Origin of the sequence: Pseudogracilibacillus sp. SO30301A (assembly GCF_037072025.1) — a bacterium.
GTDB lineage: Bacteria > Bacillota > Bacilli > Bacillales > Amphibacillaceae > Pseudogracilibacillus.
Window position 1 is genome coordinate 74,175 of record NZ_JAXHDD010000011.1, and the last position, 21,429, is coordinate 95,603.

Below are 21,429 nucleotides of genomic sequence, written 5' to 3' on the forward strand. Positions count from 1 at the left end.
AGTGTAAGCAGTTGGCAGCAAAAAAGAACACGATGACCATTATGGCAATTGGATCCATCCCACTCATTATGACATTAGGGAATTCAATGCTTATTCCAATTTTTCCAGAAATGAAATCTTCGTTGAAACTATCTCAAATGCAAGTAAGTTTGACTATTACTGTATTTTCCATTGCAGCAGCAATTTTTATCCCTATATTAGGATATTTATCAGATCGGTTTTCAAGGAAAATTATTATTGTTCCTTCATTAATTTTATTCGGATTAGGGGGATTATTGGCTGGTTTTGCCGCCGCGTTTTTTTCAAATGCGTATGTTTGGATATTGATCGGAAGGACGTTGCAAGGTATTGGTGCTGCAGGTACTGCCCCGATAGCAATGGCTTTAACGGGAGATCTTTTTAAAGGAGGTGAACGAAGCCGAGTGTTAGGACTTATAGAAGCATCTAATGGACTAGGGAAAGTCTTATCTCCAATCCTTGGTTCTCTATTGGGCCTAATCATTTGGTATTCGGTATTTTTTGCATTTCCTGCAATTTGTTTAGTTTCAATTTTATTAGCTTGGATCTTTATTAAAGAGAAAAGTTTCAAACAAGCCCCTCCTCCTTTTAAAAAATACCTTTTAGGACTTTTGAGTGTGTTCAAACTCGAAGGAAGGTGGTTATTAGTCACGTACTTGGCCGGTGGGACTTGTCTATTTACACTCTTTGGCATTCTTTTTTATTTATCAGATATTTTGGAGGAAAAACACGATATTGACGGGGTTATTAAAGGACTTATTTTAGCAATTCCACTTCTTTTTATGGTAACAACATCGTATATTACCGGGACTAAAATTGGAAACGATATGGAAAAAATGAAAAAGCTCATGCTAATTGGATTTTCGTTTATGACGATTTCCTATGGATTCCTTGTTTTGTTTGAAAAATTGGTGCCTTTTCTTGCAATTCTCGCTTTAAGTAGTGTTGGTGCGGGGCTTATTCTACCATGTGTAAATAGTTTAATTACTGGTTCTGTCGGTAAAGAAAGGCGTGGTTTTGTAACCTCTCTATATGGGTCTGTACGTTTTATTGGAGTCGCAATTGGGCCACCTATTTTTGCTCGTTTAATGGATTGGTCTCGAACAGGAATGTTTTTATCCATTGCTATCTTAGCATTTATTGTGGGACTCCTTGTTTTATTACTCATTCGAGTGAAAGGTAAAGATGGAAAGGAAAATAAAAATACGAAATTCCGTTATAAATATATATAGTTAGTCCACCGTATACGTTTGATATGGTTCATAATTACAAATGAAGTCAACTATTCTTGTAGAAATCCATTGACTTATAAAAGCAAGGATAATAATATGCCAACTAATTGCGGCGGCCGTAATAACAAAAATAGAGCAGTTAAAGAAAAACAGTGGCTTACCTGGTAAAATATTTGCCTTATGCGCTATCATATACGCCATCACACCCATGCCACCATTTGATACACCTTGGCGCATGAGTATCCCTACACCTATGCCAAGGAAAACAGATCCAAATAACAGATCAACAAACAAAACCCGATCCACTACATAAAAAAACGTTTCAACAAGGTCGATCGTGAGGGAAGCAACTGTCATTCCTATTACGGTCCATACGGCAAACCGCTTCCCTAAATAATTAATCCCTAGTAATAGTAATAAAAAATTTACTATCCAAAGAGAAGGACCCATGGGGATATTAAAGTAGTAATTCATTAATATTGCCAGGCCACCTGCACCACCGGACGGTATGGATTGAGGAAATAAAAATAATCCCATCCCAATTCCTTGAAAAATACCACCAAGTATTACTAGTGTCCATTTTTGCATGAATTCTTTCAAAGATAGGTCCTCCTCTTTGGGGTATTTCAATCAGGATTATAGGTTTGTACACCTTGCAACATACTTATTCGAAGTTGCTAAAAATCATTACAATTGTTTTTAATCGTACAGTTGATCCGCATGTTTAAAACGGATTTTTTCCGATTTAACTGTCTGATTATTTCTAACTTCCTCCATCTGCTTTTCAACCGTAGATTGCTCGTTTTCCAGTTTTTCCGGTTCTTGTTTTACTTCCTTATTTTTCTCCATAAAGGCACCTCCAATTTTATATAATATAGATTTATTCTGCCCAAAAAACGATGACAAAACGCATATAAAGAAATTTTTATTAATAAAGTCACATCCCTATAAGTGCGTGTTCAAAACTCCTATGTCTTAACAGACACCGCAATGTATGAAAATGGGTGTGCCTTTTTGTGCCAAAATGACGCGATTCAGCGGTTTCAGTCTATTATTCAGCGATCTGACCGATTATTCAGCGAAAACCCCATGACATTCAGCGGGATATTCAATTATTCAGCGAATTACAAAATTATTCAGCGCACTGACGCGATTCAGCGGGTTCGGTCTATAATTCAGCGATCTGACCGATTATTCAGCGCAAACCCCATGACATTCAGCGGGATATTCAATTATTCAGCGAATTACAAAATTATTCAGCGCACTGACGCGATTCAGCGGTTTCGGTCTATAATTCAGCGATCTGACCGATTATTCAGCGAAAACCCCATGACATTCAGCGGGATTTACAATTATTCAGCGAATTACAAAATTATTCAGCGCACTGACGCGATTCAGCGGGTTCGGTCTATAATTCAGCGATCTGACGGATTATTCAGCGAAAACCCCATGACATTCAGCGGGATATTCAATTATTCAGCGAATTACAAAATTATTCAGCGCACTGACGGGATTTAGCGGGTTCGGTCTATAATTCAGCGATCTGACCGATTATTCAGCGCAAACCACATGATATTCAGCGGGATATTCAATTATTCAGCGAATTACAAAATTATTCAGCGCACTGACGGGATTCAGCGGTTTCGGTCTATAATTCAGCGATCTGACCGATTATTCAGCGCAAACCCCATGACATTCAGCGGGATTTTCAATTATTCAGCGAATTACAAAATTATTCAGCGCACTGACGCGATTCAGCGATTACAATCATCAGATAACCGCCAAAAAAAGTGCATTTTTTGTGGATTATTTGGTGTGCCCTTAGAAATATTTTACATAGAAGTGTTTCACTGATTTTGTTTTCACACTAAGACCTTAATTTTTTTAAAAATAATTTTAAAGTAACACCTTAAAATTAACTAAAAAACAAGTCTTGCTTGAGCTTTCCTTACTTTATTCTACGTCTATATTTTGGAGTGAACACAATATGGTAATGCAATTCCACTCTGTATGTGATAAACTTGATTTATCCATTTTGAATGTCCTCCTCTGCCTGATATTGGCTTACGAAACCTTTGTTATTATAGCAGAGGAAGACTTTTTTATCCCATGTAAAGGTACTACTTCCGTTTCTGTTCTCCCACGCATAGCGTGGGGCTTAATCTGGAGTTAGGGAGGGAGAAGGCATTGTTTACATTTATTGTATTTATTTTAGTATTGGTTATAATCGCAGCGGTAGGTGGAGTGGCTTGGTTCATCTATATGAAAATAAGATATAAGACTGTTCCTTCCAATATGGCGCTTATTATTACTGGACCTAAGCTTGGCGATCCGAAAAAAGAATCGAATATATTCCAAGATGAACAAGGTCGCTCGATGAAAGTGATTCGTGGAGGCGGACACCGTCTACGAATGTTTCAGACTCATACACCGGTATCACTAACATCCTTTCAGCTACAATTAAAAACACCAAAAGTATATACGCTTCAAGGCGTAGGAATTTTTGGTGAAGCTGTTGCAACAGTAAAAGTTGCTGACACATTGGAAGGTATCGTAAAATATGCCGAACAATTTTTAGGGAAAAAACAAAAAGATATTGAGTTTGAAGTTTCAGAAGTACTCGGTTCTAATTTACGAGCTATTTTATCCAAAATGACCGTAGAGCAAATTAATAGCGACAGAGAAAGTTTTAATGAACAAGTTCGCGAGGTTGCTCAAAGTCAGCTAGATAATATGGGATTTAAAATTACCTCACTGGGACTGACGAATATTAAAGATGACGAGGGCTATTTAGAAAATCTCGGTCGTCCTAAAATCTCAGAGATAAAAAAAGAAGCGGAAATTGCCGAGAGTACGAATAATAGGCAAACGAAAGTACATGTTGCGCAAATGAATGAAGAAGTAGCAAAAGAACAATATGCTAGAGAAATAAACATTGCAGAAGCAAGGAAAGAAAAAGAAATTAAAGATGCACAAATTTTAGCAGTCACAGAAAGAGAAAAAGCAAAGTCAGAAGCCGCTTATCTGTTAGAACAGGAAGAAAGAAATCTTGAAATTGAGAAACAACGACTTATGATCGTCCGTCAAGATCGCGAAGAAAATCTTAAAATTAAACAATTAGAGGAAGAAAGGCAAGTGAAGCTTGAACAAGAAAAAGTAAAAGTCCGCCGGGAAAAAGCCGATGCCGCTTTTTATGAGCAATTAAAAGCAGCTGAAGCGGAAGCAGAGTCGAGACTGGAAGCAGGAAAAGCTGATGCCGAAGTCATTCGTTTAAAAAGCGCAGCAGAAATTGAAGCGATTGAAAAACGTGCAGAGGCACTTAATAAACATAAAGAAGTTATGCTAACCGAAATGATTATTAAAATGCTCCCTGAATATGCATCGGCCGTTGCGGATCCATTAAGTAAAGTGGAATCAATCCGGATATTAGATGGCGGAAAAGGTGATCAAGTAACCGGTCTACCTAAGACGGTGACAAGTACGTTAGCAAATTTACAAGAAAGTGTTACGCAAATGACCGGACTCGATTTGGATGAGGTCCTGAGGAAGGTATCTACTTTAAACAAAGAGGAACCAGTACAAAAAAAGCAGTCAGATGATGAAGTGTAAGAAATTTTCACGTGGTTATTTCGCATTTCCCGTGGTTAAATTGAAACCTACATGGATATTTTGCAAACTAGCTGGTCAATGTGGTCGGGCGTGATTATTTTCCGTTTCCCATGGTTAAATCATAATCTGTGAGGTTATTTCATTATTTTAGCTGATTAATAGTCCAATATAGCTTTTTCAAAACGAGTGAATAATTCGCTCGTTTTTAATCTTTTCTTTAGTTAAAAAAATCTCATAATCTTATGGTAAGATGGTAATGAGTGATTTTTCTTAATGATAAACTGAAGGGATAATTTATGAAAACTTTTACAACATGGGGATTGCGGTTATTAATTGCAACTTATGCAATTCTTTATTTTTTTACCGCTTTTTTTGAGATTGCTATTCTTCTAGATGTTTTGTCAATCGTCGGGATAAGTATGTTTATTTTTTCCTTGCTTTATATATCTATAGCAAAGTTTAAATTACCAATCTTTATTCTAGTAGCTGGAATAATTGTTTTATTTTATTCAGGTTATTCTGTAGTGGATAGCCTTTTCAGCGGAATGTTGTTAATGAGTGATATGATTGGGTTATTAGTAGTCGTTCCATTAATAAGCTGGGTACTTCGAGAAGAACCATACATTGAAGATATTATGAGTGTATTTTATAAATTTCTTAACACAAGCAAAAAATTTTACTTTAGTTTAACTGCTTTTACTCAAATTATTGCCTATTTTTTACTCTTTGGCTCAATACCGATGATGTATCAATTTGTTAACGTTATATTAAAAGAACAAAAGACAGAGATGTGGGAAAATTTTAAAGGAACTGCCCTACTCCGTGGTTTCGCATTATCGACATTGTGGGTCGTGAGTATTCCTAGCTTTATATTTGCTGTTGAAACATTAGGTGCATCTCTTTGGATTGCTATTTTACAAGGACTTAGTGTTGCGGTAATTGGAACAATCTTAGCCGTAATTTTTGCTTCTTTTAAAGAAAGAAAATACGATTTTAATGTCACGGAAGTTCTTCAAGCAAATATGAAAGAAGTACTTAAAAATGCTTCCCATGAACATGTTAGAAAAAAGAAGGTTATTGAATTTGTTTTTCTTTTTATATCGTTATTTGGGACGATATTTTTAATCCACGGACTTTTCCATATCAAATTACTACTCATTATCCCAATTGTAATTATCTTATGGATCATTGCATTCTATTTTATCAAAAAACGAGCTTATAAACTATTTGGTGTTGCAAAAGATTACTTCCAAGAAGGTATGCTTAACCAAGCATATCAATTAAATGTTATGCTCACTGTCGGAGTGTTGATATTCGGACTAAGACAAACAGAGTTTGCAGGTACTGTTGTGATTGGTCTTAATGTTATGCAAGAGTATTTTCCAATTATTAATCCGCTCTTTTTATTACCGTTTATCGTCATTATTTTAGGTTTTTTCGGTTTAGGTCCTTTAACGGTAATGGTTCTTGTTGCCGGGATTTTAAGTAGCATGAATTTACCATATCCACCTGAACTGATTGTGCTTGCCGTTACATCTGGAAGTGTAATTTCAATTCTTATTTCACCTGTAATTATGCCTGTTATTGTGCTCAGTGCCTCTAATGGTTTGAGCTTGTTTACAAACGGATTAAAATTCAATTGGAAGTACGCTCTTGTATTTTATATTATCGTGCAATCGTATATTCAGGTGATGGTTCATATATGGTAAATAGAGGTAAGCTTGCTAGCTCACCTCCATTTTTTATTCGTACTCTTTTTCAAATTTTTTCGTACTTCTTATCGTGTCGATTGGACGAACTAACTGCTCAATTTTATCTCGTTCCGGTGCCAAAAATGGTGGGAGCGATAATTTTTCCCCGAGTGTTTCATACGGTTCATCTCCCATAAATCCTGGATCGTCTGTGGCAAATTCGAATAATATTTGTGGGGCTACATTGACATATAAGGATCCGAAAAAGAACCGATCTACAAACCCAGATGTTTGAAATTCAAATTTTCGTATATGTGTATCCCATTCTGCTAGTTCTTCCCGGTTATCTACGCGGAATGCTGCATGGTGAACAGTGCCGTAACCTTGACGAGCTGGAGGCATTGTTACATTGTGTTCCACAATTACTTGCGCTCCATTTCCACCCTCTCCTACTTCAAACAGATGAAAATCTCCTTCTTTGGCAATTTCTTTAAAAGAAAAAACTTTCTCAAGCATTTCTTTAAAATAATCGAACTGTGCAATACGTACAAAAATTGGACCGAGTCCTGTTATTGCATGTTCTAGAGGAATTGGGCCATCTTGCCACGGTGTTCCCGATGCCACGCCTTCGTTATTTTCATCTGAGATTAATTGATATTTCTGATCATCAAAATCGGTAAATGAGATAAGTTTTTTACCGAACTGTTCTTCAATTCCCGTGTGCTCAACTTTTAGACGGTCAAATCGTTTTATCCAATACTCCAATGCAACATCGCTTGGAACGCGAAAGGATATTTTTGCTATTTCATTAATCCCGTGGACTCCTTGTGGAATTCCTGGAAAATCAAAAAATGTCATGTCTGTCCCTGGACTACCCTTATCATCAGCAAAAAATAGATGGTATGTTTGAATATCATCTTGGTTCACTGTCTTTTTAACGAGACGCATTCCCAATGTGTACGTGAAAAAATCGTAATTTTTTTCTGCACTGCTCGTTATTGCAGTTACATGATGAATTCCTTTTAAGTTCATATTTTCCTCCTGCATTCTATTGGTGTTAATTTCACTTCAATATCTTGGCGTTTTTCTTCTAAAAATGGTGGCAAAGTTAATGATTCTCCTAAATTCTCAAGCTCCTCATCGATATGCAATCCAGGACCATCTGTCGCTAATTCAAATTTAATCCCGTTTGCATCTCTAAAATATAGACTATGAAAATAATGACGATCAATTATGTCTGTAGCAGGGTATCCGCGTTCTTTTATTTTCATTTCCCATTTTTTCATTTCTTGTACATCTTTTACCCGAATTGCCAGATGATCAATACTCCCTTTTCCTGGTTTTTCCGTCTCTCCATCTTTCTCTTTTATGACAATTTCACTGTAAAGAGCTCCCAATACAGATTGATATCTAGCCTCTTGCTCTTTGTTTCCTACCTTCTCATAACCGAATAAGCTTTCGAGCATGTTGATTAATTTCTGTGGGCGCCTAGCCGTCATCTCCACCGGTCCCATCCCCAAAATTTGATATTTCTTAGGAACAGAAGAATTTTCCCACGTTTTCCAAAAGGAAGGAAGTTCTTCTCCAGATCCGTCCATTAGTAGAAGTTCTAGCCCGTCCGGATCTTGAAATGGCAATGCTTTTCTCCCGCTATAATTGATGAATTTGTCGTGCGAAATTTTCAACTGTTCAAAACGATTTTTCCAATAAGTGAGCGCTTCGTCATCTCTTACTAGTAACCCTATTCTAGTGATTGCGTTTGTTCCCCTGTATGTTGATCCAACAAATGGCATTTCAAAAAATGTAAGGCTCGTACCCGGGCTTCCTGTTTCATCTCCATAAAAAAGATGATACATTGATGGAGTTTCTTGGTTGACTGTTTTTTTAACGAGCCGTAAGCCTAATTGATCACGGTAAAAATGAACGTTTCGCTGTACATTTTTAGTAATCATTGAAATATGATGATGTCCAGCAATTGTAAGCATTTTTTATGCCTCCAGTTAATTGTTGCATATTCTTATCTCTAGTATCTAGCAAATTATCTCGAATTAAAAGTAATTTGTCTTATCCTTTATTATTTCATCATCACAGACATTTATCGAAAACAACAACAAACTTTGAGAAGTGATTCACTATTGTTGAGTTGTTGAGTTAGTTTGATTATCATAATTATTTTCCATAAGGTACAAAGCTAACTGTTCGCTGAGAATGTTATTGAGGTTGATTTTCAACTTCCTTAGGACATGAAAAAATTGCACCGTTCCACACGATCATGTACTTTCCCAATGTATTTACCTACTTTCTCATTATTACGGATATTTGATTTTGCTGTAAGGGAAGTTGTATAGTACGTATTAAATAATCTTTTTCATTTATTGCGTTGAGAAAGGACTAAATGATATGTCTAAAAAAGTAAATAGTACAAATTTAATTAATAAGTTTAAGACAAATTTTAAATGTCCACTTTGTGATCAATCTATTAAAGTGGTAAACCTTTCAAGTGTAGTCTGTACAAATAATCATACTTTTGACATTGCCAAACAAGGATATATTAATTTTATGACCCGTTCTGTCAAAAGTAATTACGGTAAAGATTTGTTTGAGACTAGGTATAAACTCATTTCGGAAAGTAAGCTATACTCCCCTTTGCATGAGGCAGTGGCACAAATTATTAAAGAACATATTATTTTGACCAACCCGTTTATAATTGCGGATCTCGGGTGTGGGGAGGGATCGCATCTACATTCAATTATAGATCAAATTGAAGAAAATAATATTATTACTGGAGTGGGTCTTGATCTTTCTAAAGAAGGCATTTTAATGGCTACCAAAAATTATTCTGATTTTATTTGGTTTGTTGGCGATTTAGCGAGAACACCTTTTACAGATACATCATTTCACGTCATTCTTAATATTTTATCCCCCGCTAATTATGGTGAGTTTAAAAGAATTTTAGTTCAGGATGGACTCGTTATTAAAGCAGTCCCCCGTCCCAATTATCTTAAAGAACTAAGAGAAGCACTTTTTATTGATGAGAAAAATAGCGACTATAAAAATGACCATACTGTATCTCTTTTTGAAAAAAACTTTCAACTTCTAGCTATTCAACAAGTAACCAATTCACAGATTTTAACCAAGACAGATCGTGAGAATTTGGTAAAAATGACTCCTCTTACCTGGTCAGCTAATCGCTCGCGGATTAACTCATTTATTGAACAAGATTCCGCCGAAATTACATTAGATTTGGATATATTAATCGGGTTGAACAAATAAGAAAATGCCTGCGTGACCTCTAAGTGAAACTCCTTCGCTGAATTACGCAAGAATATCTTCCGTGACTCTGATAAGCAGAAATCTCTCATAGAGGAACGCGGGTACATCTTGCATGCCCTAACAAGCAAAAAAACCTTCGCAAGGGTACGCATAATTCACGCAAGCTACCACAATATAAAAATTCCATCTGCAGGGCGGTCGGACTCTTAATTACATACTTCTACATCAACAATACTAGATAACGAAACATGGAACCCATCTTCATTTTTTAACACAATATACCCTCTCCATTGATCGATTTTATCTAGCCTTCCACGCAAGGTTAAAAATTCACCATCATGATAATATGTCATTTCAATTACCACTTGATGTTCTAATGCAAACTTTAATGTTTGATCAATCTCTATCATTTTTTGTTCATCAAGAATTGGTTTTTCTTTATATTCAACAAAAACTTCTTTTAACATCTCAACATGTTCGGGTAACATTAATGATACCCATTTCATCGTTCCACGGTCATGTACTTTCATCATGCATATGCCTCCAACTTCTGCTGGCTCTGTTCTACCGCCAAAATATTTGCTATTTTAAACGTTCTTAATCGATTTCGCATATAACAAAAAGCAGTAATATGATCATCCGTATACGAAATAATTTGGATGGTGCGCTTTGAAATAGATCCCGACTTGGCTAAATAAATAATATTTACCTTTCTTCCAGTTTGCACAGCTTTTTTTATACAGCACATCATTTTCTTTTACCTCCTGAACGTTTGTTCTTATCTTAACATAACTTCCAGCAACTTACAAGAACAAACATTCCTTTTTCTGTTGTTTATTATTTATTTTTTACATACAATAAATCATACGTTCTTATTATTGGAGGTAAAACAATGGATTATTCACTTTATCCAAAAAATGATGTCCTTTGTATTGATATGCGTTCTTTTTATGCAAGTGTGGAAGCTGTAAAACGAGGACTAGATCCAATGAAAGTCATGCTTGCAGTCGTTGGAGATACATCACGCCCCGGAAGCATCGTCTTAGCCGCTTCTCCTGCATTAAAAAAGAAGCATGGAATTAGTAATGTCAGTCGTTTTTTCGAGTTACCAAACGATCCAGCAATTCATATTGTCCAAGCAAATATGGCCGATTATTTGCACGTGTCACTTCAAATTACTAGATTACTTAATTCTTTTGCTCCAAAAGAAGCGATTCATCAATATTCGGTGGATGAAGTTTGGATTACTGTGAATGGGTTAGAGAAATTGTTTGGAAATCGCAGGGAGATTGCTGTTCAAATCCGAGATGCAATATTAACTGACTTTGGAATTACGAGCACAATTGGGATTGGTGATAATAAATTTTTAGCAAAAGTAGTGATGGATTTACATGCTAAAAAAATTGAAAGTGGAATTGCGGAATGCACCTATGAAGATGTTCCGAATAAGTTATGGCCTTTTTCAGTAGAAAAAATTTGGGGGATTGGTAGTCGAATGAAACGAAATTTACACCGATTAGGTATTACCACTCTTGGTCAAATTGCCCAGTTTCCTCTTTCTCATTTGAAAAAACATTTCGGGGTCATGGGGGAACAACTATATTGGCATGCGTGGGGAATTGATTTAAGCCCTGTTTTTGGGGATTTTACAAAAACTACTCAAGAAAGTTTTGGACATGGTATTTCCCTATTACGAGATTATACAAAGAAAGAAGCACTCACTTGTATTCTTGACCTTTGCGAAGAAGCGTGCCGAAGAGCTCGTACCGCAAAAAAAGCGGGAAGAACCATTCATTTGGGAATCGGTTATTCAAGCGAAACAGGTGGGGGATTCAGCCGCTCTATTTCCATTGGTACTCCAACAAATATTACGATGGAAATGCATCAAGTGTGCGTCCAACTTTTCAATAAATTTTATGACGGATACAGTAAGATTAGACGGGTCTATGTAACCCTAACCAATTTAACAGATGATATGGATACACAGCTTGATTTATTTGATGAGCGACCGAAGCAAAAAGATATCGGATATGTAATGGATACAATTAGAGACCGTTTTGGAGCAACTGCTATTTTACGTGCCTCGAGCTATACCGATGCCGGAATTATACTTGACCGCAGCCAAAAGATTGGTGGACATTGGGCGAAGAGTATGGAGAATTAAAAAACTAAGTACACCTTTGAGGCTAGGTGGTGCTACTATTAACCTTTAGAACTTATCTGCTTATCAAAATTTTCTGGATAAATGCGTTGTATACTACCTATTTTGGAAGGTAATCGGAGAGAACAAGTCGCGAAGAATCTCTGCTCAATCATTTCTACTGGCATCAGGGACACGGAAGAGCAACGCGGGCCTCTTCTCATCCATTTTCAATGAGAACAGAGGCGCAGGAGAAAACCGCACCCCTATTCTCCCGCATTTCCACCAAGATCAAAGGCGCGGCGGAGCACCCTGCTGCTTATTACTTATTTAAAATATACTAAAAAGTATTTTCTTCTACCGCGACGAATAATTGTAAACGTATCTTCCAAGCGATCTTCTGCCGAAACGACGTATTGTACATCCTGATTCCGATCACCATTAATGTAAATTGCCCCATTAGTAATATCTTCTCTTGCTTGACGTTTAGATGACGAAATTTTTGCATCAACTAATAAGTCGACTAAGTTCACATCTTGTTTTTCAAGTTCATATGTCGGAACATCTTTAAAGCCTTGTTCAATCTCCTCTTTCGTTAATTGCTTAACATCGCCGCTAAACAATGCTGCAGAAATTTTAATTGCTTGATCCAACGACGCTTCCCCATGCACCATTTTTGTCATTTCCTCCGCTAAACGTTTCTGTGCTTCACGTGCTCCTGGATTTTCATCCACTGCAGTTTGTAATTCACTAATTTCATCTTGATTTAAGAAAGTAAAGTAATTAATAAACTTAATGACATCACGATCATCTGTATTGTACCAGAACTGGTAAAACTCATATGGGCTTGTTTTTTCAGCATCTAACCATACAGCACCACCGGCAGTTTTTCCAAATTTAGTTCCGTCTGCTTTTGTAATAAGTGGCACTGTTAAACCAAACACTTTTGCTTCTTCATCTTCACGAGTACGACGAATAAATTCCATACCTGCCGTAATATTCCCCCACTGATCGCTACCACCAATTTGTAGTGAGCAATTCTCCTCCTCATATAATTTCATAAAATCATATGATTGAAGAAGCATGTAACTAAATTCCGTGTAAGAAATACCATGTTCAATTCGTGAAGCAACAGCATCTTTAGCTAACATATAGTTTACTGTAAAATGCTTACCAACATCACGTAAAAATTCAATAAACGTTAAATTTGCAAGCCAATCGTGGTTATTTCTTGCGATCGCTGCATTATTGCTATTATCAAAATCGAGAATTCCTGCGATTTGCTTCCGAATACTATCGGAAAAACCGTGAACAACATTTTCTTCATTTAAGGAACGCTCACTCGTTCTGCCGCTAGGATCTCCAATCATTCCTGTTCCCCCACCGATCAAAGCAATCGGTCGGTGACCTGCTAACTGGAATCGTTTTAACATCGTAATCGGCATTAAATGTCCAATATGCAAACTATCTGCCGTTGGATCAAAACCACAATATAAGGTCACTTGGTTCTCGGCCAAATGTTTTCGTAAACCTTCATCATCCGTTGTTTGTTGAATTAATCCTCTGTCCTTTAAGTCCTGTAAAATATCCACTTTTATCACTCTCCGTTAAATTCTTATAAATGAAAACAAAAAATCCCCATCCCTAAAAAAAGGGACGAGGATTTATACTCGCGGTACCACCCTTGTTGTAAATGAACAATTCATCTACCACTTGGTGTTGTTAACGATGACTCCACCGTCTTATTATAATAATAAGATCGCTCCAGACTGTACTTCGCATGCAAATTTTACTAGCTTTCACCAACCGCCAGCTCTCTGTAAAAGGGATTTGCATTACTACTCTCGGTCGTTCTTCGCAAATTAGTATTGTTGAATTATTTTAAACATATATTAAATCTAAAAGCAACTAATACACTCAAAATTAAATTACTACATCTAATCACGATTCGTTTCTCTCATAATGATTTTCCTGAATTTATCTGGTTCTTCAAGCGATGGAGTATGGGCAGATTTTTCGAACAAAATCCACTGTTTTTCAGGGCATCAATACGTTCAAAAAAGCCTTTTGTTGGTTCATATGGTGCCGTTAAGTCATATTTTCCCATTAAAAAATAAATAGGTATTTCAATCCGATCCACTTGTTCGTTTAAATCTACTGTTCTCATTTCCGCTCGTAAATTATTTAAACTAAAATACATCCCCTTAAAATATCGGAAACAGTCGAGTAATGTATATTCTTTACTTGTAAACAAACTTAACAGTATCTTATTTACCATCTTTCCGTCACGAGTAATTCCACCACCAAATGCTTCCACATATTTCTGATGAACCCGTTCATATTTTACATCATCCCATGGAGGGGGACCTATTTTCAGCAGTTCTTTATACGCTTTTTCATGATTCTCTCGTTTTGCTTTTTCAAGTACATGTGTATAGGAAAACGTTTCATTCTCGGTCACATGGACTACCTGTGATATCCCGAAGTAACGGTGAAATAGTTGAGGAGCACGAGAGATTGCTAACATACCAATAATTGTTCCCAAAGAATGTGCCACTAAATAAAGCTTTTTTTGGTTTAGTCGCCTTTAAGATATATTCTGTTATCTTTATCGTATCATGAACAAATTGGTCAATATTCATAGATTCTAACGGAATATTTTTTGAATAAGATAATCCAGATCCCCGTTGATCTCACTGTACAACAACAAAATTCTTTTCAAGTTGTTGTTGAAACTTTCTCATAAAACCAATTTGTCCTGTTCCTGGCCCTCAACATCAGAAGAATAGGAAGATGACAATTTTCACCACGTATATAAATCCATTGCTCTATATCGCCTATCGTTACCTTTTCTAATTCAGAAATGGCATCTACCCCTGATATTTTTGAGGCTTTTCTTTTAAACAAAATCATACAATTCCTTTCCACTTTTTGCTATATCAATTTTATCATAACTTACAAATATAAACATTAAGGAAATTTAATCTGTGCTATAAAACTATAGCTACAATTCTCTTAATCTATGGTATAATAAATACTTGAATTTAGGAGGTTTCAGAATGGATTTCAAACAATTTTTCCAAAATATTGGGGATAAATTAAAAGTGCTTTGGAATAAAGGCAAAATTCAAAAGACGTCTAGGATTACGTATGATGTAGTGTGGAATATTATTTTGTTTTTTATCATTGTTGGCTCCATGACTGTCATTTTTGCTGGCGGAGTTGGTGCGGGTTATTTTGCCTCTTTAGTAAAAGATGAACCAATTAGAGACTACGAAGAAATGAAAAAAGATATTTATAATTATGAAGAAACATCAAAATTGTATTTTGCTAATAATAAGTACATAGGGGATATACGAGCTGATTTACACCGTGAAGAGATCGAATTAAAAAATGTTTCAGAGTTACTCACTCAAGCGGTAGTTGCAACAGAAGATGAGTTATTTTATGAGCATAACGGTGTTGTTCCAAAAGCTATAGTAAGGGCAATATATCAAGAAGTTTCTAACTCAGAAACAAAAACGGGTGGAAGCACGTTAACGCAACAACTTATTAAAAACCAAATTCTTACCAATGAAGTATCGTTTGAGCGTAAAGCAAAAGAAATATTGCTTGCACTGCGGCTAGAGAACTTCTTTGAGAAAGATGAAATATTAGAAGCGTATTTAAATATTGTTCCTTACGGTAGAGATGCTTCCGGGCAAACTATTGCTGGAATACAAACAGCGGCCAAAGGAGTATTTGGTGTCGATGCAAAAGACCTAACCCTGCCCCAAGCTGCATTTTTAGCGGGAATCCCGCAAAACCCATACGCTTATACTCCCTTTCAATCAGGCGGAGAGTTAAAAGATGAAGAGGATTTAGCACAAGGGATTAACCGGATGAAGACGGTTTTAAAACGTATGTATCAAGCTGAATTTATCAGTGAAAAAGAATATAATGAAGCAATCGAATATAATATTGTTGAAGATTTCGCGGAAAAATCCGCTTCACCTGTTGAAAAATATCCTGCAGTTGTGTTTGAACTCGAAGAACGTGCAATAGAAATTCTAACAGAAATCCTTGCCGAAGAAGATGGATATTCAATGGAGGAAATAGAAGAAAGTGAAGAACTTCGGGAACAATATAAAATGTCAGCCGATCGTGCACTTCGTATGAATGGATATCATATTCATTCTACCATTGACAAAAAAATGTATGATGCAATGCAAAAGGTTGCTAAAGATTATCAATATTATGGTCCAGATCAAACCGTTCCTATTAAAGGTGAAGATAAACCAAAGATAGAGCAAGTTGAAACAGGTGCTGTCATTATTGAGAATAAGACAGGAAAAATATTAAGTTTCGTTCCAGGTAGAGAAGATAGCTTAGATAATCAATATAACCATGCAACCAAGGCTCAACGTTCTCCCGGTAGTACAATTAAACCGCTAGCTGTTTATGCACCAGCAATGGAATTGGGAGCTGTCCAACCAGGTTCAGTAATCGCGGATATCCCATCTCCTTCCGGATGGCCTAAAAACTATGGTGGCGCTTCTTACGGCTTAGTTTCTGCAAGAGAAGCACTAGCATATTCTTATAACGTTTCTGCGGTAGAAGTATATAGAAAAATTTTAGATCAGAATCCTGCAAAACAGTTCCTCATGAAAATGGGGATAGAAGTAAGTAAAGGGGATCAAGAACAACCAGCACTCGCACTAGGTGGAATGGACAAAGGAATGACCGTGGAGCAAAATACTAATGCATTTGCAACTTTTAGTAATGGTGGAGATTATATTTCTTCGTACATGATTGAAAAGATAACGGATTCTGAAGGGAATGTTATTTATGAACATGAATCAGAACCTGTGGAGGTTTTCTCTAAACAAACTGCTTATTTAACAATCGATATGATGAGAGATGTACTAAGAGCTGGTACTGGAACATATTTACCGTCTCATTTACAATACGGTGGTGTCGATTGGGCAGGAAAAACAGGTACTTCAAACGATTACAAGGATGCTTGGTTTATTGGTACAAATCCTAATATCACGATGGGAGTATGGATTGGTTATGATACTCCAAGTTCCATTTACTGTTCAGGCTGCTCTCTCAGTTATAGCCAACGAACCCAAAATTTATGGGCACAATTAATGAACGTTGCTACTGAAATAAACCCAAAATTAATGGCACCTCAAGGAGCTCATAAACGACCTGATGGTATTGTAAGCAGAAGTTATTGTGCAACGTCTGGTATGGCACCATCTGATCTTTGCTCAAAAGCTGGTCTTGTGCGCTCTGACATATATAACTCAAAGTATGTTCCAAATAAAACGGATGACAGTTTAGTAGGTGGTGGAAATATGGCTCTTGTTGAGGTAGACGGAAAGCAAGTGGTCGCAGGTCCAAATACTCCATCCGAATTTACAACAGGCAAATCTGGTGGATTTTCTTTTAACCCGGAATTTTTAAAACGAATGGGATATGATCGTTTAGGTGACTTGTCTGTTCTGATTCCGAGAAAAAATCCAGAACCGTGGAAGAAAATTGGTTTTAAAGGGGGATCCGCTTCAAGTGCAGGAGCAATTGAAAATGATAACGGAGCATCCCCCCCTGCTCCTGGATCTTTACAAGCTTCCGGTAATACAATTACTTGGTCTGGAGCAAAAGGACATTTAATCGTTGGATATCGAATTTACCATAGTTCCGGAAAGGGAGGCTCCGAAAAATTAATAGGACATACGATTAAACCGTCCTATGCTATCCCTTCCGGAGCAGGCTCTTATTATGTACGAGCTGTCAATTATTTTGGACGAGAATCGGGATCTTCTAAATCATTTACAATAGAAATAGAGGGGAACGATAAAGAGATAGAGAAAAAGGATAAAGAAGCGGAAAAAGCACGGAAAGAACAAGATAAAGCCGAAAAGGAAAAACAGAAAAAAGAAGAGAAACCGTTAAAAGAAGAGGAGAAAAAGAAACAAGCTGACGAAAAAGTGAAAGAAAAAGAGAAAGAAAAAGAGAAAGAGAAGGAAAAAGAGAAGGAGAAAGAGAAAGAGAAAGATGAAACAGAAAATAATAAACAAGAAGATGAAAACGATAAATAAAGAAAGGTTGAAGCATTCTCACAGGAGGATGCTCTTTTTCTTGTTATTAAAATTAAATGGGTAGCATAACCAAAAAGAATCGTTAATTCGAAAACTACGTAGAGAAGGACGAGTCTCGTGGTTATTTGCAATTTCCCGTGGTTAAAACAGATTCTACGTGGTTATTTCAAGAATTGCGTGGAGAACAAACTGAGCTCATGGTTATTTGCAATTTTAGATCAGTACAAGATTTATAGAATAAGTTTACAGAATTAGATGCATTAAATGACGCAAAAAAGTAACCTTCGTTTTTTCCCGAAATTCTGTAAACCATGTTGTCGGCAGATCCCCATATTTCAATCGTTTTATCTTTAATAGTATCCCAATTTTTCCACAAAAGTGTACCAATTGCGATTAATGCACCAATGGCTAAAACAACTATTCCAATTGGCGATGTAACGAATGCTAAAACTGCACCAAATGCCGTTGTTGCTCCTGTTGCAATCATTGTAACTGTTGTCCACAATGTGGATGCACCAGTTATGAGTTTAAATGCTCCGGTACCGATTATTGCCCGTGTATTGCAGATTTATTTAAGAGCATCCAAGTTCTGAAAAAAGGACATCTAGTAGAAGTATCTCGTTACGATTTAGTAGCTGGATATATTGGGCAAACAGCGATTAAAACAGAGAAGTTTTTTAGAGAAGCACTTGGAGGTGTCTTATTTATCGATGAGGCATATGCATTAGCACAAGGTCCGCCGTATAATTATCCGCCAAATCAAAAATTTGTGTTAGATACCGCTGATCACCTTGTTGGTGTCTTGTACAATTTGTTCTATTTATTCATCTGTTAATGTTGTAGTTATTTCTTCGTTAGCTTCATTCATGTCATTATTTTCTTCCATATTTTGTTCAGTCTCTGCTTTGTTTTCATCTTCTTCCGCTATATTTGGATTAATTTCTGTATCCACTGACCTGGAAGGAGTTTATTGAAATGTTGATTTATAATTTTTTCATAAAAACGCAGTATCCATGACTGAATAAGAATAGTGCTAAACAAATCCGTATAAATTTTTGTAAGTGTGGTACCTCTAACACCCTTCATTAATTTTGATTTCCATTATTTTACTTAGACCTATTTTTGATATGGTTCTCGCACGAATGTCTAAATGAGGTTTTTAACACCATCAAAATAGTTACAAGGAATGTAACTATATAATACATCTATAAATCTATATTTTCCCCGTTAACTCTAAACTCAATTATTTCAGCAATTTTAAAATCATCTCTGTGTTCAATTATGTAAGCAATTTTGTAAGTTTCTCCATCTACTAATAACTCGCGATATTCAGATGTGGTTAATTTTTCCCCATCAAATCCATACTCACCGCTAATATGTTCTATATTTTCTCCTACGATGTTTTTTTCAAGAATTTCACTAGTTAATTTATGATAATCCTCTGACAAAATAGCATAATTCCCATAATCACCGTACCATTTTGCGTCAACAATCTCTAACCAATTAAACCACAGTTCTTCAGGATCTTCTCCGTATTCTTCAGCTATCTCGTATACAGTCTCCCGATCACCTGAGAAATCATCTATAGCATTTAATCTTGTCATAATTATATCGTACCACTCAAGGTCTTCTTCGGTAAGATGTCTTAATCTAGTTACTTCTGGATAGAAGGTTGTTGTAATTTCATCGGCTACAATACTTCTTTCTTCAGTTTCTTCAATTGCTTCTACAGTTTCTACTACGGTCTCTTCTGTTGTATTCTCTGAGCTTTCTTCCGTATCGGTTGCTGCAGAACAAGCACCTAGCACTAACCCTAACAATCCAATTAATAATAATTTATTAACAATAAACCTCATTTTCTTCTTCCCCCTAAAATATTAAATCGAAAAGGTCATAACAATAATTACAATCAATTTTTATTTTATCACTAAACCCAATTATATTTATGTAATATTTGAAAAATTCTGTATACAAGCATCGTTTACTCTAATTCTTCCAACTTAAAGCAAGACCAACTTCCTAAACAATAGCAAAAAGAAAATTTTCGGTGTTTTCCACTTTATCTAGACAAGAAGTTTAAAAGATTGCTTATTTCAGTAACTGATCCTGTTGCAGAATAGCCATTTTTTGTTTTTTCAATTCCTCTTATAAATGAAGAAGATAAAAATTCTAATGCACTCTCGATTTGATTCAACGTAGGAGATTGACTGAGATTTTGGTTCATTTTTAACATGATATATATGTCACGAGCAGACAATTCCCCTTTTGTGACTGGGTCATCTCTTTCTTCTGTCAGTACATATATAACTGAATATACTAATTTTTTTTGATATATTAACTGAGCTCTATCTTCTGCCAAACTATCTAGATTCACAATTCCACCTTTCGAAAATATCTTTTCATATTTTTTATATCCCAAAGGAACTTCTCTGTGACTTTTCAATAAGTCAGCTAATGCATCCACGTCTAGCAAAGTACCTCATACTCCTTAGCTCTTTTAACTACTCTTCCTTTGTCAAACTTTATTCCTACTACGACAATGTAATCAGCATTGTACTTCTGTTTGTATTCAGTATCAAAGTCTATTAGCGAATCACTGACTATAGGTGATGAGGTGGATTTTGCATCAATAATTATTTTATATTGTGGAACCGGAGCTGTCTTAGTTTGTGCTAGCACATCGGTTTCACCTGATTTCCCTAACCAATTACTATCATACACTAAGTTGATAAAGCATTCAATCCAACTTGGGATGCTATTCATAATTTCATCGTGTTCAGTAGTTTTGATTTCATTTTTTTCATGTAGTTCAAAATTACCAGAAATTATTTCCAAATAATCCTGACCTTTATTATTTATTTTATAAAGGTTTTCAAAATCGGAATATTCCACTACTCCCAGATTTCTCAGCCACTGCAGTCGGCTATTGTTCTCATCTTTAAGTAAAAATCCATTCGTTCTCAATCTCAAAGCTATCTTTTCTTCTAAATTTTTATTTTTAAACTGTTCCAATTAGGTATATAAAGATTCAAAAAAATTATTCTCTCTAGGAATTTCTGGCATCGAATAAATCTTGTCACTCCAACCTTTTAAACGTAAGTAATCCATTTTTTACTTCCTTTCAACTACTTTAAATTTAATTAAGTACCACTGCCAAAATTCCAAATCCCTTGACCCAATTGATAATAGCTACCGTTCCTTCGCTCGTTTTGATCAAATCATGACGAAACATGACCTTTGGGAAAAAGCCCGGCAATGGATGGTAGAACATCATATGCAAGAAGGCGTCGTTGAAAAAGATGAAGAGACAATCGCTGTGGACACTACGCATATGGAGGTGGATCTCCGCTACTTATAGAAAGGAGCGAAGTCCCATGAAA

At 36.1% G+C, this 21,429-nt stretch carries 19 protein-coding genes, 1 pseudogene and 1 other annotated feature; of the genes and pseudogenes, 8 read left to right on the forward strand and 12 right to left on the reverse strand.

Features of this window, described 5'->3' with window-relative positions:
- Positions 1–32 precede the first annotated feature (32 nt).
- Positions 33–1,250 carry an MFS transporter gene (locus SPD89_RS08020; protein WP_336261458.1) on the forward strand — a complete coding sequence of 406 codons (1,218 nt, stop codon included), beginning with the start codon at positions 33–35 and terminating at the stop codon, positions 1,248–1,250.
- Here the strand turns inward: SPD89_RS08020 and SPD89_RS08025 are convergent, their stop codons facing one another.
- Both SPD89_RS08025 and SPD89_RS08030 read right to left on the reverse strand, forming a co-directional pair.
- On the reverse strand, positions 1,251–1,850 hold the full coding sequence (locus SPD89_RS08025; RefSeq protein WP_336261438.1) for a YitT family protein: 600 nt from the start codon (positions 1,848–1,850) through the stop codon (positions 1,251–1,253). It lies immediately after the preceding gene.
- Between the two features lie 99 nt (positions 1,851–1,949).
- Positions 1,950–2,099 (reverse strand): hypothetical protein, encoded by a 150-nt coding sequence (locus tag SPD89_RS08030; RefSeq protein ID WP_336261439.1) that lies wholly within the window; start codon positions 2,097–2,099, stop codon positions 1,950–1,952.
- 1,338 nt (positions 2,100–3,437) lie between these two features.
- Here SPD89_RS08030 and SPD89_RS08035 point away from each other — a divergent pair.
- Together SPD89_RS08035 and SPD89_RS08040 are read left to right on the forward strand one after the other, a co-directional pair.
- Positions 3,438–4,859 carry a flotillin family protein gene (locus tag SPD89_RS08035; protein WP_336261440.1) on the forward strand — a complete coding sequence of 474 codons (1,422 nt, stop codon included), beginning with the start codon at positions 3,438–3,440 and terminating at the stop codon, positions 4,857–4,859.
- 296 nt (positions 4,860–5,155) lie between these two features.
- Entirely contained in the window at positions 5,156–6,568 is a 1,413-nt protein-coding gene (locus tag SPD89_RS08040) for a hypothetical protein (protein WP_336261441.1), read from the forward strand.
- A gap of 33 nt (positions 6,569–6,601) precedes the next feature.
- Here SPD89_RS08040 and SPD89_RS08045 read toward each other — a convergent pair whose 3' ends face one another.
- Together SPD89_RS08045 and SPD89_RS08050 are read right to left on the reverse strand one after the other, a co-directional pair.
- Positions 6,602–7,582 carry a ring-cleaving dioxygenase gene (locus tag SPD89_RS08045; protein WP_336261442.1) on the reverse strand — a complete coding sequence of 327 codons (981 nt, stop codon included), beginning with the start codon at positions 7,580–7,582 and terminating at the stop codon, positions 6,602–6,604.
- A complete protein-coding gene (locus SPD89_RS08050; protein WP_336261443.1) occupies positions 7,579–8,535 on the reverse strand; it encodes a ring-cleaving dioxygenase in 957 nt (318 codons plus the stop codon). Before SPD89_RS08050 ends, SPD89_RS08045 begins: the two co-directional genes overlap by 4 nt.
- 415 nt (positions 8,536–8,950) lie before the next feature.
- Here SPD89_RS08050 and SPD89_RS08055 point away from each other — a divergent pair, with 415 nt between their 5' ends.
- Positions 8,951–9,823, forward strand: coding sequence for a putative RNA methyltransferase (locus SPD89_RS08055; RefSeq protein WP_336261444.1), 873 nt, complete (start codon positions 8,951–8,953; stop codon positions 9,821–9,823).
- A 206-nt stretch (positions 9,824–10,029) separates the two neighbouring features.
- Here SPD89_RS08055 and SPD89_RS08060 read toward each other — a convergent pair whose 3' ends face one another.
- Complete coding sequence (locus SPD89_RS08060) at positions 10,030–10,356, reverse strand: YolD-like family protein (protein WP_336261445.1); 327 nt, start codon at positions 10,354–10,356, stop codon at positions 10,030–10,032.
- Positions 10,353–10,574: a WYL domain-containing protein gene (locus SPD89_RS08065; RefSeq protein ID WP_336261446.1), complete on the reverse strand. Its 222-nt coding sequence runs from the start codon at positions 10,572–10,574 to the stop codon at positions 10,353–10,355. The genes SPD89_RS08060 and SPD89_RS08065 overlap by 4 nt, the downstream gene beginning before the upstream one ends.
- Before the next feature lie 141 nt (positions 10,575–10,715).
- On the opposite strand from SPD89_RS08065, the gene SPD89_RS08070 reads away from it, so the two are divergent.
- Positions 10,716–11,987: a DNA polymerase IV gene (locus SPD89_RS08070; RefSeq protein WP_336261447.1), complete on the forward strand. Its 1,272-nt coding sequence runs from the start codon at positions 10,716–10,718 to the stop codon at positions 11,985–11,987.
- 302 nt (positions 11,988–12,289) lie between these two features.
- On the opposite strand, the gene tyrS is transcribed toward SPD89_RS08070, so the two are convergent.
- A complete protein-coding gene (gene tyrS / locus SPD89_RS08075; RefSeq protein ID WP_336261448.1) occupies positions 12,290–13,555 on the reverse strand; it encodes a tyrosine--tRNA ligase in 1,266 nt (421 codons plus the stop codon).
- Positions 13,556–13,612: 57 nt separating this feature from the next.
- Positions 13,613–13,828: a binding site (T-box leader), on the reverse strand.
- A gap of 92 nt (positions 13,829–13,920) precedes the next feature.
- Positions 13,921–14,508: a hypothetical protein gene (locus SPD89_RS08080; RefSeq protein ID WP_336261449.1), complete on the reverse strand. Its 588-nt coding sequence runs from the start codon at positions 14,506–14,508 to the stop codon at positions 13,921–13,923.
- A gap of 514 nt (positions 14,509–15,022) precedes the next feature.
- On the opposite strand from SPD89_RS08080, the gene SPD89_RS08085 reads away from it, so the two are divergent.
- The 3 genes and pseudogenes from SPD89_RS08085 to SPD89_RS08095 form a co-directional block, all read left to right on the forward strand.
- Positions 15,023–18,049, forward strand: coding sequence for a transglycosylase domain-containing protein (locus SPD89_RS08085; RefSeq protein WP_336261450.1), 3,027 nt, complete (start codon positions 15,023–15,025; stop codon positions 18,047–18,049).
- A 404-nt stretch (positions 18,050–18,453) separates the two neighbouring features.
- Positions 18,454–18,642 (forward strand): hypothetical protein, encoded by a 189-nt coding sequence (locus SPD89_RS08090; protein WP_336261451.1) that lies wholly within the window; start codon positions 18,454–18,456, stop codon positions 18,640–18,642.
- A pseudogene (locus SPD89_RS08095) lies at positions 18,633–18,785 on the forward strand (AAA family ATPase); the annotation flags it as partial. The gene SPD89_RS08090 and the pseudogene SPD89_RS08095, both read left to right, overlap by 10 nt.
- A gap of 84 nt (positions 18,786–18,869) precedes the next feature.
- Here SPD89_RS08095 and SPD89_RS08100 read toward each other — a convergent pair.
- The 4 genes from SPD89_RS08100 to SPD89_RS08115 all read right to left on the reverse strand — a co-directional run bounded on the left by SPD89_RS08100 (position 18,870) and on the right by SPD89_RS08115 (position 21,061).
- Positions 18,870–19,001 carry a hypothetical protein gene (locus tag SPD89_RS08100; protein WP_336261452.1) on the reverse strand — a complete coding sequence of 44 codons (132 nt, stop codon included), beginning with the start codon at positions 18,999–19,001 and terminating at the stop codon, positions 18,870–18,872.
- A 253-nt stretch (positions 19,002–19,254) separates the two neighbouring features.
- A complete protein-coding gene (locus SPD89_RS08105; RefSeq protein ID WP_336261453.1) occupies positions 19,255–19,905 on the reverse strand; it encodes a hypothetical protein in 651 nt (216 codons plus the stop codon).
- A 203-nt stretch (positions 19,906–20,108) separates the two neighbouring features.
- Positions 20,109–20,522 carry a hypothetical protein gene (locus tag SPD89_RS08110; RefSeq protein ID WP_336261454.1) on the reverse strand — a complete coding sequence of 138 codons (414 nt, stop codon included), beginning with the start codon at positions 20,520–20,522 and terminating at the stop codon, positions 20,109–20,111.
- A complete protein-coding gene (locus tag SPD89_RS08115; protein WP_336261455.1) occupies positions 20,516–21,061 on the reverse strand; it encodes a hypothetical protein in 546 nt (181 codons plus the stop codon). Before SPD89_RS08115 ends, SPD89_RS08110 begins: the two co-directional genes overlap by 7 nt.
- Positions 21,062–21,429 lie beyond the last annotated feature (368 nt).